A 13872-nucleotide genomic window follows, 5' to 3' on the forward strand; every position below is an offset into this window, starting at 1 on the left:
AATATTAACCACTTACCCGCTCTCGCTGACGTAAAATCAGCCATAGAAAATAAGGGCCACCCAGTAGGCTGGTTATCAAGCCTACTGGCATTTCAGCTGGGGCAACTAAGGTACGGGCCAGCGTATCGGCGGTCAGTAACAGACAAGCTCCACCCAGCGCAGCTCCGGGCAGCAACCAGCGGTGGTCAGCCCCGATACGCATGCGGATAAGGTGTGGCACGACCAGCCCGATAAAACCGATAACCCCACTGACAGCCACAGCGGCACCGATCAAGATGGCACTCAGTAATAACAAACGCAGTTTGGCTTGGTGCACATTAACACCGAGGTAGTGCGCCTCTTCATCTCCTAGCTGCAACAGGTTCAACTGACGCGCCTGTAATAACCCAAGCACACAAGCAGGTAGGATCAACGAAGCCGCCACCATCACTGTTGACCACTGGGCCTGGCCTAAGCTCCCCATACTCCAGAGTGAGAATTGGCGTAATTGCTGGTCATCACTGATATAGGTCAGCACCCCGACAGCGGCACCGCACAGGGCATTAATGGCAATCCCCGCCAGTAGCAGGCGAGATAAGTTGCCATGGCCCCAGCGGCTGAGGGTGAAAATGATGACCGAAATGGCCAAACTGCCGATGAAGGCACCGACCATGTGACTGTAAAGTGCCAGTAGCGGTGGCAGGCTGAATGGCATAACAATAATCAGCCCGACACACAACGCGGCACCACTGCTGATACCCAATAGGCCGGGATCAGCCAGTGGGTTACGGAATAACCCCTGCATGATGGCACCGGAGACCGCCAACGCACAGCCGACAACGACTGCCAACAACACGCGCGGCAGGCGGATATTCAACCAGATATGCCACATGGCATCATCTAATGATGCATGCCACAAGGTACGAAACGAGAGCGTCAAAGCCCCCATATTGGCCGAACCGAGTGCTAATAGGATCAGAACCATCAGTAAGATGCTCAGCATCAGGCGCGGATGGACACGACAATTCATTGCGCTTGTTCCATGCTTTCACGCAGCAGCGCCAGTACTTGCGGTGTTTCCAAACCAAAGCCAAGTAATGCCATGTCATCAACCACCAACAGGCGCTGATGTTGACCTGCCGGTGTCAGGGCTATACCGGGTAATTTCCAGACCCCCTCACTGCCACCCAGCGCTTTCACGCCAGCATGGGTAATCAGCAATAAGTCCGGTGCACTGGCAATTACCCCCTCTTGTGACAGCGGGCGATAGCGGCTAAAGCCTTGCATCGCATTGTTGCCACCGGCGGCACGGATCATGGCATCCGCCGCGGTATTCTGACCTGCTGCCATGGGGGTCAGGCCACTGTGACTCATAACAAACAGTACTTTTACCGGCAGTGGTGTGCTGCTCACTGCAGCTAAACGTTGCTGGTAGTCTTTAATCAGTTTTTGCCCTTGTTCTGGTTGATGAAGCGCTGCGGCGACGGCATTAATCTTCCCTGTGACACTTTCCGGTGTGGTCTGCCCCGGTACGGTAACCACGTTCACCCCGCTATCGGCAACCTGTTTGAGCACCAATGAGGGCTGAGCCAGTTCGCTGACTAATAGCATGGTCGGTTTCATTGCCAAAATCCCTTCGGCATTGAGCATTCGCATGTAACCCACGTCAGGCAGCTTCTGCACTGCTTGTGGTTGTAGACTGGTGCTGTCACGAGCCACAATCTCGCCACCGGCACCGAGTGCATAGGCGATTTCTGTTACATCCCCACCAATAGTGACAATACGTTCTGCGGCGAATGTATTTAGCGGCAGAAGACCTGCGCTCAGTGACAGAATGAAAGGGAGTGACCGCAGCCTTAATCTCATGCGGCGATATCCTTATGGGTCAAGCGGGATACCTGCTCACGCCATTGATTTTGTTCTGGTTTCCCTTCGGTGCGCTGACCGTAAAGTTGAGCCAGTTGGCTACCATCGGCGGCAAACAGCTCCAGGCTGGTGACAAACCCATCCTTGGTCGGTTTACGGGTGATCCAGCTTTCAGCAATCGCCGTTTCAATCAGATGCAGCGTAAAGCGTTTGTTGAAAACGTTAATCCAGCCTTGATACGGGGTTACTTTCTCTATTAAACCGGTGAAAATTTGCACACAACCACGGTTACCCACAAAAATCATGATTTCGTTCTGATCCTGTTGGGCGATATTCAACAGTTGTGTCAGTGAACTGTTATCAACACGATAGGCGAGATCATCCCCGACGGCGCGGAAAGCTTGCTGACGGGTCAGATTATTGCGCTTAAGTAACTGGAAGAATTGGTGCACATCGGTCATGGCACGCCATTCGGTATCCACGGTGGCATTATTAACCGCAGGTTCGGTTACGTCAGGTGTACTTGGTGGCTCTAATGGCAAGGTGGGGTTTGTTGCGGTAATAAACTTCGCCAGCACGGCTTGCCAAGCCACCATATCCGTGTGTTCGGTGGCATACACTTTATGTAGCGCATCGCCCTGCTGGTCGAAGAACTGGATACTATGGCGCATGCCGTGGGATGTCTCTTCTGACAGCGTGAATGCGCTGGCCCACTGATTGAGGAACAACCGTAAATCCAATTCTCGCGGGTTAAGGATTAAGCCGGCATGACCATTCAGATGTTGATTCTGGTAACGGCCCATTTGTTCATGTACGGCATAGGTGTTGCGGGTAATAGCCTTGGCTTCACCCACCGCTTCCAATGCGTTCAGCAGGGCGCGAGCATCACCTTGTAAACGTTTTGCATCCTGGCCCACGCGGCTATGGGTCAGTTCCGCTTCTGATATGCCCATCAATGTTGCTAAATCACGTGCATATTTACCCGGATTCTCTGCTTTGGCTTGTATGTATTGCTCATATATAGATTTGCTCATTGATGAAATCCTCGTTCTATTGATATTTTATATGCAGGTGACAGCGTTAAATGATAAGCCGGTAATCCACAAATTGAATTACCGGATGAGTAGTTTCAGACTATCTTTTTTTAATGGGTTACCACTGGTAACTCACGAACAGCTTCGCGTTGCGGCCATCTTGTGGCACACCTTGGGGGGCGTAGTACTCTTTGTCGAATGCGTTGCCCAGTACCACGGTTGTCGTGACACCTTTCAGTTGTTGCTGGCCTTTGTAGCTGACATAAAAATCATTGAGACCATAACCGGCCTGACGTTTACCGGTGCTTAACGGCTGGGAACGGTCAGCAAATGTGGCAATCCAACCCAGCGCGAATCCACTGTTGGCAACCGGGATATCGACTACGCTGGTGACAGTATCCGGGCTAATGGATTCGAGCCATTCATTGGTGCTCTGATTTTTACCCCGGGTACGGTTATAGGCCAGATCCCAGTTAAACAGGGCTGTTTTGTAGCTCATGGTGGCATCCCAACCCCAAATTTTTGCCCGGTCGATATTCACTGATGATGTGGTCCTGCGCGAAACAGTCATGTTGATGTAGTCTTTCGCGTTGGTATCGAAGTAGCTGGCCTTGAATTGCAGATCGTCTTCAGCCATTAGCAAATCATTGAAACGTAAGCCAAACCCGTACTCTTGGGTTTCATTGGTTTCCGGTTTTAGGTTTGGATTCGGTACCCAATAGTTGCCGGGGAAATGCCGTGAATCGTTGTACATTTCACCCATAGTTGGTGCGCGGAAAGCTTGGGCATAGGAGCCAAACAGCATCAACCAGTCCGTGGGGGTAACGCTAACTGCGCCGCGTGATGACCATTTGTCAGCATCGACGTCGGCATAGCCTTCACTGCTGCCGCTATAGTTGTCATAACGGGTACCGGCTAAAATGGACACTGGCAGATCGCGTAAGGTGATTTCATCTTGTAGCCAGCCGGAGCCAAACCGGATATCTGCTTGTGGGAAGCTGGTCGTCGCGCCTCCCGGTGTTTGCTCTTGTTTATAGGCTTCTGTGCCGTAAGTCAGCAGGTGTGATGCAATGCTGTCGGTAAACAAACGCGTCCGGTTTTCCAGCTTTCCACCTTCCGTGGTTTGTTTACGCCCCTCTTCGGCTGAACCTTGTGGCCGTGCATTGATTGCCACTTCAGAGTAGTAAACCCGTGCGGTGGCATTCAACCACTCCTGATCCAGTGGCTTAAGGTGGTAACTGAGTTGGGCATCACGTTGGATCGTTGAACGATTGGTTATGACATTACTGCTTGAAGCTGCGCTGGTTTGTGGATTTTTAGGTTCTATTGCGTTGTTGTTGTAATAGCGCAGATTGGCACTCAGTGATTGAATCGGGTCAATATGCCAGGTTCCTTTTGCCAGCACATTACTGATGGTTTCGTCATTCGGTGCCTCAAAACCATTACTCTGGCGGATATTGCCGATATCACGGGTACCGAAAGAGAGAATGCCATCAACATCATCGGTGCGGCCATAGGCACTGGCACCCAGACCAAAACTGTGATCACCGGTAGCCGCAGAGCTGTAAACGCGGTAACCGGTATTTTGGCCCGCTAACAGCAAGTCAGCGGCCTCGACTGTTTCAAAAGAGATAACGCCACCTAATGCGCCACTGCCGTACAGCAGGGCAGATGGGCCACGCACCACTTCAACGCGTTTTACCAGTGCCGGATCGAGGAAAGTGGCGTTCAGATGGCCAGTATCGGTACCTTGGCGAATGCCATCAACCAGCGTTAACACGCCTTGCTTGCCGTAGCCACGTAGTGTCACATCCTGACCGTTGACACGCCCGCTGCCGGTGACGGTCAGCCCCGGTATTTTGCGCAGCATATCTGCCGCAGAGGTAGCGGTCTCACTGGTCGGCGAGCTACTTTCAATCACGGTTACCATCATCGGTGCTTCAAAGCTACTGCGCTCATTACCTGTTGCAGTAACTACCATGGTATCGGTGGTGTGCTTTTTACTGCTTGTCGACGTGGCAGTGGTATCCGCCGCTTGAACGGTCAAAGGCAGTGTGCAAGCGATTGCCAAACTGAGTGGGGACCAACGGAAACGGTCAGAAATGAAACGAGGCATGTCGGCAATTCTCCATATTTTCTATGCGAATAAAACAGATATATAGGTTGCTGGCTGCCTTGATTCGAAAATCTGGGTGGCTTGCTCTCCCCTGCGTACTTTGATGCTACCTCGGTGTTAACGGCCTGGTTGCAATACCAATGATGTTGGGGCTGTATAGGTTATTTGGTCAGTATTAGTTTGCCGGCCTTGGTTTGGCGCAGTTGATAATATTCACCTTGATGAACGATAAAGGCGACACCGTGCTCTCCCAGCAGTTGTTCGCTGGTGATAGACAGGGGCTTATTTACCGTCGAATACTCGACAGCAGGTTCGTCGTTCAAATTCGGTGCTTTGCTCAACTGTTTATCCATATATTTAGCATGGTAATGATAATAAGTATCATAAGCATTATCATATATGTTTGAATGTTACATCAAGACATATTTATTGTTAATTGATTTTTTAGCTAGCGAACTAAATCTGGCTCGACAAGTACGTAAGTTTGATGCCAGCACCATCCGGGCTTAAGGCCGTTAATGGTTGAATCAGGCAATCGCACGCGGGTCAGTAGTTGGCTTGGCTGAATGGACGAGATAATCGCGTAGCTGTACTTAGCCAAAAAACACCCGCAGCCACGACGGTCTATGGCCTTCTGACGGCACTGGCAGAAAGTGAAGAAACTAAATATAATGAGGTCATACATTAACCAGAATTATATTAAGGAGGATTACTATGTTGACCCGTGAATTGTTTCTTTATTCACTCGTCTTTAGTGATCGTGATTGCTCAAGCGTTACCGGTATCGTGCTGCGATAACCTGCTTGAGCGAAGCTAACTAACACTCTGACAACTTCCCTCCGGCTTACCGGTTATCGTCGGCTTTATTGACGATAGGCATCTCTATGCCTGTAAAACTTGAGTAAGCAATGACCACATTACTTTCTGCAAAATCTGTCGGTTACGACAACACTTTCGGCCCACTGCTGGCTGAGATTTCCTTCGGCCTGAAAAAAGGTGACCGCATTGGTTTGATAGGCCATAACGGTTGTGGAAAAAGTACTCTGCTGAACATCCTCAGCGGTGATCTTCCCGCCACGGCCGGTACTATCACTACCGCCAACCAGTGCCTGATGGCTCGGGTTGAACAACATCTCCCTGCCGCTTTAGATGATTGCACCTTACTGGATGCGGTGCTCAATCACCTCCCCAATAGCCTGCATCAACCAGAACGTTGGCAAGCAGAGGTTTTGCTCGTCAGCTTGGGGTTTGATGAACCCACTTGGACACTGACTGCCGGTACGTTAAGTGGTGGTCAGCATACGCGCCTGTTGCTGGCACGAGCACTGATCCGCCAGCCAGATTTGCTGCTATTGGATGAACCCAGTAACCACCTGGATTTACCTACCCTGCTGTGGCTGGAGCAGTTTCTCCTGAATTGGGGTGGCAGTTTTGTACTGGTTTCACATGATCGCAGTTTGCTGGATCGTGTGACCAACTGTACCTGGATTTTGCGTGACAAAAATCTGCAATTTATCCGCCTGCCTTGCACTCAGGCACGGCAGGCATTGGCGGAGAAAGATATCTCGGACAGTCATCGCCGTTTAGCCGAACAAAAGGAAATTGATCGGGTAGCAAAAAGCGCCAAGCGACTGGCCATCTGGGGCAGCGTGTATGACAACGAAAAGCTGGCGCGTAAGGCTAAACAAATGGAGAAGCAGGTCGATCGCCTCAAGGATGATCAAACTCAGGTTACCGCCGGTAATCAGTGGCAATTGCGCCTAAATGGCGAAGCTCTGGCGGCAGACCGAGTGCTGGCACTCTCAGATTTACGGGTTCGACCAGCGGCTCAGGCACCGGTGCTATTTGAATTGGCACAATTTCGGGTCAAAAGCGGTGATCGCGTCGCACTGGTAGGCCGCAATGGCTGCGGCAAATCTTCTCTGTTGCACTGCCTATGGCGGGCCTTTAGCCAACCAGAGACCGCCGACGTGGGAGTGACGTTCCATCCTAGGGTACGTGTGGGCTATTACGACCAAAGTCTGCAACAACTGCGTGATGAAGACACTCTATCTGAGGCTTTAACCTCCTTTGCACCTTTGACCGAAGATCAGCGAAAAATGGCGTTGATCGGTGCCGGATTCCCCTATCTTCGGCATCAGCAGCAGGTTAGCACCTTGAGTGGTGGCGAGCGTTCACGCTTGTTATTTATCGGCCTGACACTGGCTAACTACTCATTGCTACTGCTTGATGAACCGACTAACCATCTTGATATGGAAGGTAAAGAAGAGCTGGCAAATACGCTGAAAACCTTCAGTGGTGCGGTGTTGCTGGTTTCCCATGACCGTACATTGATTGAACAAAGCTGCAATCGTTTTTGGTTAATCGATAAGCAGCGGTTGGAAGAGTGGCACCATCTAGAACCGGTCTATGCCATTTTGGCCGATAAACCTGCATCAGTTTCTGTGCCCGCCTCCACATTCGAACCTGAGTCGATAATGTTAGTGGAAAGTGAAGAAGAGCAGTTGTTGGCTGAGTTGTTGGAATTGGAAAGTAAGCTGAAACAGGATCTGGCACGTAAGTTCAAGCATCAGAAGCCAGAGCTGCAATGCCAGTGGCGACAACAGATAGCGCAATTAAACACCTTACTTGATTTGATGTAATGCTCAAGCCGCAAGGATGCGGCTTGTTTTTGTGGCACGGCTAATCGAACTCAGCGAGCCCATTTTAGATTATAAAAACTAATCCAAATTCCAGAATGTCGACCGCGTTACATTTATTGAAATAAACAACTGGTTGAAAGATCAAGTTCACTTCTTTTTGCTGTAATCATCACATTAATGCAGTTTTTTGTGTCGTAGCATCCTGCCGAACGAAATACATAATTCTTAGGAATTTTAATCTGCAAGGCTATGAAAGATGAAAATTTACAGTAACTTACCGATAACTCTCAATGATGTAATTGATGCACAAAAACGATTGAGAGGGCATATCTACAAAACAGGATTAGCGAGGTCGAATTATCTGAGTGAACGCTGTCATGGCGAGATTTTTCTGAAGTTTGAGAACATGCAACGTACCGGTTCATTCAAAATTCGCGGGGCATTCAATAAGCTCAGCTCACTCAGCGAAGAGGAGAGAAGGCAAGGGGTTGTGGCCTGTTCGGCGGGTAATCATGCACAAGGCGTTTCTTTATCCTGTGCCATGTTGGGGATTAACAGCAAGGTGGTGATGCCAAATTGCGCCCCTAAATCAAAAATTGCAGCGACCAGTGAATATTCTGCGCAGGTGGTGCTACATGGTGAGAATTTCAACGATACCATAGCAAAAGCCAGCGAAATTATTGAAATGGAAAACCGTATCTTTATTCATCCTTTCGATGATGAAAAAGTGATTGCTGGTCAGGGTACTATCGGGCTGGAAATACTCGAAGATCTCTATGATGTCGATAATGTGATTGTCCCTATTGGTGGCGGTGGGCTAATTGCCGGTATCGCGCTGGCAATTAAATCTATTAATCCAACCATTAATATTATTGGCGTCCAGTCAGAGAATGTTCACGGCATGGCAGCATCTTATTATAGCGGCAGCATTACTAACCATCGTAAAACCGGTACGCTTGCCGATGGCTGTGATGTGGCTCGCCCAGGTACGCTACCTTTTGAAATCGTCAAAACATTAGTTACCGATATTGTACTGGTCAGTGAAGATGAAATAAGAAAAAGTATGATTGACCTTATTCAACGTAACAAGATTATTACCGAAGGTGCAGGTGCATTAGCATCCGCAGCATTATTAAGCGGCAAACTAACAGATTATATTACCGGCAAAAAGACCGTCAGCATTATATCCGGCGGCAATATTGATTTATCGCGCGTATCACAAATAACGGGATTAGGCAGTATTTCGTAAAATATATTAATAAGGAATTTATTAATGGATATCGATAATGCTATTACAACCACTACCACAATCGAAACAAAAACGTGGCGCAAATCAGATACAACCTGGACTTTGGGATTATTTGGCACAGCAATAGGGGCCGGCGTTTTATTCTTTCCAATTCGCGCGGGTTTCGGCGGTTTAATTCCTATTTTAATTATGTTGGTGTTGGCTTATCCCATCGCCTTTCTCTGTCATCGGGCGTTGGCTCGTTTATGTTTATCCGGCAGTAACTGTTCAGGCAATATTACGGAAACAGTGGAAGAACACTTCGGTAAAACCGGTGGTGTGGTCATTACCTTCCTCTATTTTTTCGCCATTTGTCCATTGCTGTGGATTTACGGCGTAACCATCACCAATACTTTTATGACCTTCTGGGAACATCAACTCCAACTGGCTCCGCTAAACCGTGGTGTAGTGGCACTGGCGTTGCTGTTGCTGATGGCCGCAGTGATTTACTTCGGTAAAGATCTGATGGTTAAGGTGATGAGTTTTCTGGTATTTCCGTTTATTACTTGTCTGGTATTGATTTCACTTTCACTGATCCCTTACTGGAATGCCTCGGTTATTGAGCAGGTGGATTTGAGCCAGATTTCTCTGCTAGGGCACGATGGCATACTGGTGACCGTGTGGCTGGGTATTTCCATCATGGTGTTCTCTTTCAACTTCTCGCCGATTGTCTCTTCTTTCGTGGTCTCAAAGCGCGAAGAATATGAACCGGAGTTTGGCCGTGATTTTACTGAGAAAAAATGCTCTCAGATTATTAGTAAGGCCAGCATGTTGATGGTGGCTGTGGTGATGTTCTTTGCCTTTAGCTGCCTGTTTACGCTGTCGCCGCAAAATATGGCAGAAGCTAAGGCACAAAATATTCCAGTGCTGTCTTATCTGGCTAACCATTTTTCTGCCATGTCCGGTAGCAAATCGACTTTCTCCATTACGTTGGAATATGCCGCTTCACTGATTGCGTTGGTCGCTATTTTTAAATCCTTCTTCGGACATTATCTCGGTACGTTGGAAGGTCTTAATGGCCTGATTATTAAGTTCGGCTACCAGGGCGATAAAACTAAAATATCCGGTGGCAAACTTAATCTGGTCAGTATGTTCTTTATCATGGGATCAACCTGGGTGGTGGCTTATCTCAACCCAAATATCCTTGATTTAATTGAAGCCATGGGTGCGCCAATTATCGCCTCACTGCTGTGCCTGCTGCCTATGTACGCTATCCATAAACTGCCTTCTCTGGCCCGTTTCAGAGGCCGGCCGGAAAACTATTTTGTTACCCTCGTCGGTCTGCTGACCATCTTCAACATCGTCTACAAATTAATATAATTACGGCGCTTAAAAGCCCGTGTTTTGCCCAAAAAACGCGGGCGGAGTAATCACATGACATTAAATCCTACAGTTTTGGTTATTAATTGTGGTTCATCATCTATTAAATTTTCAGTGCTGACAGCCCACAATTGTGAAGCGGTAATCTCCGGGATTGCCGATGGTATTGGTACTGAAAAACCTTTTTTGCGGATTGATAGAGTCACTCAATTTCAATTGGCTAAATGGAATTACGTTGATGCATTGGCAGCGATTGCCGATGAGCTGGAAAAGCGTGGCCTTAATAAATCAATTTCGCTGATTGGCCACCGTATTGCCCATGGTGGTGAAATATTCAGTGAATCGGTGCTGATTGATGATTGGGTAGTGGCGGAAATCAAAAAGGTTTCACCACTGGCCCCACTGCATAACTACGCCAATTTGCATGGTGTTGAGGCGGCACGTCAGTTATTTCCTGGCATCAAACAAGTTGCCGTATTTGATACCGGTTTTCATCAAACATTAAAACCGGAGGCTTATCTCTATGCGTTACCTTACCGCTATTTCCGCGAGCAGGGGGTACGACGTTATGGTTTTCATGGTACGTCGTATCGCTATGTGGCAGGGCTTGCCGCGAGTTTCTTCGGATTTGACGGGAGCGACTGCGGCCTGATTATCGCTCATTTGGGGAATGGTGCGTCTGTCTGCGCGGTTCAGGACGGCAAAAGCGTCGATACATCGATGGGCATGACCCCATTGGATGGTTTGGTCATGGGAACACGCAGTGGTGATGTGGACTTTGGCGCACTGGCATATCTGGCGCGCCAGACCGGAAAAAGTTTGGAAGACCTGGATCATATGCTCAATAAGGAGTCCGGTTTATTGGGGATCTCTGGTCTGTCCGCTGATATGCGGACGTTGGAGAAAGCCTATCACGAGGGGCATGAAGCGGCGCGTCTGGCGATACATACCTTTGTGCACCGCCTTGCACGACATATTGGCGGGCATATCAGTTCGCTGCGTCGCTTCGACGGCCTGATTCTGACCGGGGGGATTGGCGAAAATTCATCGCTTATCCGTCAGTTAACGCTGGAGCATCTGGCCGTTTTTGGTATCGACGTCGATCACGGTAAAAACAACCGGCTACAGCATGGAACCTCCCACGTCATCACTACCGCACGCTCACGGGTCGTTGCCGCAGTGATCCCCACCAATGAAGAAAAAATGATTGCGCTCGATGCCGTCCGCCTCGGCTACACACAACAGAGCGCAGCGGTTCCCGAGGCTGTTTTTTGACCATCCAGCCCATGAAATCACCACCTATATTCTGTTTATTGGAGTTTGTTCATGAAGATTGATGTTGATGTAGATAATAAAAAATATACCGATGCATGGCTCGGATTTAGCGGGAACAATTGGCACCGCGAAATTAATGTCAGAGATTTTATCCAGCAGAACTATCAGCCTTATGAAGGTGATGAGTCGTTTCTCTCCGGGGCCACCCCTGCGACCCAAAAATTATGGGAACAGGTTATGGAGGGTATTCGTTTGGAGAATGCGACTCATGCGCCGGTAGATTTTGATGATGATATTGCCACCACCATCACCGCCCATAACGCGGGTTACATTGAACAGCGGCTGGAAAAAATCGTCGGACTACAGACCGATAAACCGCTGAAGCGTGCGTTACACCCTTTTGGCGGTATTAACATGGTACAAAGCGCATTTGACGCCTATGGCCGTGAGATGAATACCAACTTCAAATATATCTTCACTGATTTACGTAAAACCCATAATCAAGGTGTATTCGACGTCTATTCGCCTGAGATGCTGAAATGTCGTAAATCCGGCATTTTGACCGGCCTGCCGGATGGCTATGGACGAGGGCGCATTATTGGCGACTATCGGCGTATCGCACTTTACGGCATTGCCTATCTGGTGCGAGAACGTGAGCTACAGTTCGCCGATTTACAGCCACAACTTGAGCAAGGTATTGAGTTGGAAAGTGTGATTCGCCTGCGCGAAGAACTGGCTGAACATCGCCACGCGTTGTTGCAGATTCAAACGATGGCTGCCCGCTACGGTTGCGATATCTCCGGTCCGGCCAAAAATGCTCAAGAAGCCATTCAGTGGCTCTATTTTGGTTATCTGGCCGCAGTGAAATCGCAAAATGGAGGTGCGATGTCACTGGGCCGCACCGCGACATTCCTCGATATTTATATTGAGCGCGATTTAGCCAACGGGGTGCTGAGCGAGCAGCAAGCGCAGGAGCTTATTGATCACTTCATCATGAAAATTCGCATGGTGCGCTTCCTGCGGACACCTGAGTTCGATTCACTGTTCTCCGGTGATCCGATTTGGGCTACGGAAGTGCTGGGCGGAATGGGCCTGGATGGCCGAACCCTAGTGACCAAGAATACTTTCCGTTATCTCAACACGTTGGAAACCATGGGGCCAGCGCCGGAGCCGAACTTAACCATTTTATGGTCGGAGGCGTTGCCACAGGCGTTTAAGCGTTATGCGGCCAATGTCTCGATCCAGACATCTTCGTTGCAGTATGAAAATGACGATCTGATGCGGCCAGATTTTAATAGCGACGATTATGCGATTGCCTGCTGTGTCAGCCCGATGGTGATCGGCAAGCAGATGCAGTTCTTTGGTGCGCGCGCCAATCTGGCTAAAACGCTGCTGTATTGCATCAATGGTGGCATGGATGAAAAACTCAAAATTCAGGTCGGCCCGAAATGTGCCCCTATGACCGATGATGTGCTGGACTATGAGCGGGTGATGGCTAGCCTCAATGTGTTTATGGATTGGTTAGCGGTGCAATATATCAGCGCCCTGAATCTCATCCATTATATGCATGACAAATACAGCTACGAAGCGTCACTGATGGCACTACATGATCGCGATGTCTATCGCACCATGGCTTGTGGTATCGCCGGGCTTTCGGTGGCGGCGGATTCGCTTTCAGCGATTAAATACGCCAAGGTTAAACCTGTCCGTGATGCCGATGGGCTGGCTGTCGATTTTGCTATTGAGGGCGAATATCCTCAGTACGGTAACAACGACGAGCGTGTCGACAGTATTGCTTGTGATTTAGTTGAGCGTTTTATGAAGAAAATCAGCAAGCTGCCAACCTATCGCAATGCCGTGCCGACGCAGTCAATTCTGACTATTACCTCTAATGTGGTGTATGGGCAGAAAACGGGCAATACACCCGATGGCCGGCGCGACGGTATGCCATTTGCACCAGGTGCCAACCCGATGCATGGCCGTGATCGCAAAGGGGCCGTGGCATCACTCACTTCTGTCAGTAAGTTGCCATTCAAATATGCCAAAGATGGGATTTCTTACACGTTCTCGATTGTCCCTGCGGCCTTAGGCAAGGACTCGGCGGTGCGTAATAATAATCTGGTCGGTCTGTTGGATGGCTATTTCCACCATGATGAGTCGATGGAAGGTGGGCAGCATCTTAATGTCAATGTCATGAACCGTGACATGCTACTGGATGCCATCGAACATCCAGAAAATTACCCGAACCTCACCATCCGTGTTTCTGGTTATGCAGTACGTTTTAACGCCCTGACGCCAGAGCAGCAACAGGATGTGGTCTCCCGTACTTTCACCAACACGTTATAATTGTTA

10 protein-coding genes are annotated in these 13872 nt (G+C 49.1%); 5 read left to right on the forward strand and 5 right to left on the reverse strand.

Annotation, left to right across the window (positions count from 1 at the left end; genetic code table 11):
* Window positions 1-4 precede the first annotated feature (4 nt).
* The 5 genes from A6J67_RS05165 to hemP all read right to left on the reverse strand — a co-directional run bounded on the left by A6J67_RS05165 (window position 5) and on the right by hemP (window position 5348).
* Window positions 5-1009: a FecCD family ABC transporter permease gene (locus A6J67_RS05165; protein ID WP_032906808.1), complete on the reverse strand. Its 1005-nt coding sequence runs from the start codon at window positions 1007-1009 to the stop codon at window positions 5-7.
* Complete coding sequence (locus A6J67_RS05170; RefSeq protein ID WP_032906809.1) at window positions 1006-1845, reverse strand: heme/hemin ABC transporter substrate-binding protein; 840 nt, start codon at window positions 1843-1845, stop codon at window positions 1006-1008. The genes A6J67_RS05165 and A6J67_RS05170 overlap by 4 nt, the downstream gene beginning before the upstream one ends.
* Window positions 1842-2879 carry a hemin-degrading factor gene (locus A6J67_RS05175; RefSeq protein ID WP_005187307.1) on the reverse strand — a complete coding sequence of 346 codons (1038 nt, stop codon included), beginning with the start codon at window positions 2877-2879 and terminating at the stop codon, window positions 1842-1844. Before A6J67_RS05175 ends, A6J67_RS05170 begins: the two co-directional genes overlap by 4 nt.
* Before the next feature lie 118 nt (window positions 2880-2997).
* Window positions 2998-4995, reverse strand: a complete 1998-nt coding sequence (locus A6J67_RS05180; RefSeq protein ID WP_050073203.1) for a TonB-dependent hemoglobin/transferrin/lactoferrin family receptor — start codon at window positions 4993-4995, stop codon at window positions 2998-3000.
* Window positions 4996-5156: 161 nt separating this feature from the next.
* Complete coding sequence (gene hemP, locus A6J67_RS05185; protein WP_050073201.1) at window positions 5157-5348, reverse strand: hemin uptake protein HemP; 192 nt, start codon at window positions 5346-5348, stop codon at window positions 5157-5159.
* Between the two features lie 555 nt (window positions 5349-5903).
* Between hemP and A6J67_RS05190 the strand changes: the two genes are divergently transcribed.
* The 5 genes from A6J67_RS05190 to pflB all read left to right on the forward strand — a co-directional run bounded on the left by A6J67_RS05190 (window position 5904) and on the right by pflB (window position 13866).
* Window positions 5904-7637 carry an ABC-F family ATP-binding cassette domain-containing protein gene (locus tag A6J67_RS05190; RefSeq protein ID WP_042568711.1) on the forward strand — a complete coding sequence of 578 codons (1734 nt, stop codon included), beginning with the start codon at window positions 5904-5906 and terminating at the stop codon, window positions 7635-7637.
* A gap of 256 nt (window positions 7638-7893) precedes the next feature.
* Entirely contained in the window at window positions 7894-8886 is a 993-nt protein-coding gene (gene tdcB / locus A6J67_RS05195) for a bifunctional threonine ammonia-lyase/L-serine ammonia-lyase TdcB (protein WP_005187319.1), read from the forward strand.
* A gap of 24 nt (window positions 8887-8910) precedes the next feature.
* Window positions 8911-10245, forward strand: a complete 1335-nt coding sequence (tdcC, locus tag A6J67_RS05200) for a threonine/serine transporter TdcC (RefSeq protein ID WP_005187320.1) — start codon at window positions 8911-8913, stop codon at window positions 10243-10245.
* Between the two features lie 54 nt (window positions 10246-10299).
* Window positions 10300-11520, forward strand: a complete 1221-nt coding sequence (gene tdcD / locus A6J67_RS05205; protein WP_042568710.1) for a propionate kinase — start codon at window positions 10300-10302, stop codon at window positions 11518-11520.
* Window positions 11521-11571: 51 nt separating this feature from the next.
* Entirely contained in the window at window positions 11572-13866 is a 2295-nt protein-coding gene (pflB, locus tag A6J67_RS05210; protein WP_042568709.1) for a formate C-acetyltransferase, read from the forward strand.
* The last annotated feature ends 6 nt before the right edge of the window (window positions 13867-13872 follow it).

It is taken from the genome of Yersinia sp. FDAARGOS_228 (genome assembly GCF_002073315.2).
GTDB lineage: Bacteria > Pseudomonadota > Gammaproteobacteria > Enterobacterales > Enterobacteriaceae > Yersinia > Yersinia intermedia.

Excerpts from the sequence above, each read along its gene's own strand:
- A6J67_RS05165 (WP_032906808.1), bottom strand. The coding sequence starts at position 1,009 with ATGAATTGTCGTGTCCATCCGCGCCTGATGCTGAGCATCTTACTGATG.
- A6J67_RS05170 (WP_032906809.1), bottom strand. The coding sequence starts at position 1,845 with ATGAGATTAAGGCTGCGGTCACTCCCTTTCATTCTGTCACTGAGCGCA.
- A6J67_RS05175 (WP_005187307.1), bottom strand. The coding sequence starts at position 2,879 with ATGAGCAAATCTATATATGAGCAATACATACAAGCCAAAGCAGAGAAT.
- A6J67_RS05180 (WP_050073203.1), bottom strand. The coding sequence starts at position 4,995 with ATGCCTCGTTTCATTTCTGACCGTTTCCGTTGGTCCCCACTCAGTTTG.
- hemP (WP_050073201.1), bottom strand. The coding sequence starts at position 5,348 with ATGGATAAACAGTTGAGCAAAGCACCGAATTTGAACGACGAACCTGCT.
- A6J67_RS05190 (WP_042568711.1), top strand. The coding sequence starts at position 5,904 with ATGACCACATTACTTTCTGCAAAATCTGTCGGTTACGACAACACTTTC.
- tdcB (WP_005187319.1), top strand. The coding sequence starts at position 7,894 with ATGAAAATTTACAGTAACTTACCGATAACTCTCAATGATGTAATTGAT.
- tdcC (WP_005187320.1), top strand. The coding sequence starts at position 8,911 with ATGGATATCGATAATGCTATTACAACCACTACCACAATCGAAACAAAA.
- tdcD (WP_042568710.1), top strand. The coding sequence starts at position 10,300 with ATGACATTAAATCCTACAGTTTTGGTTATTAATTGTGGTTCATCATCT.
- pflB (WP_042568709.1), top strand. The coding sequence starts at position 11,572 with ATGAAGATTGATGTTGATGTAGATAATAAAAAATATACCGATGCATGG.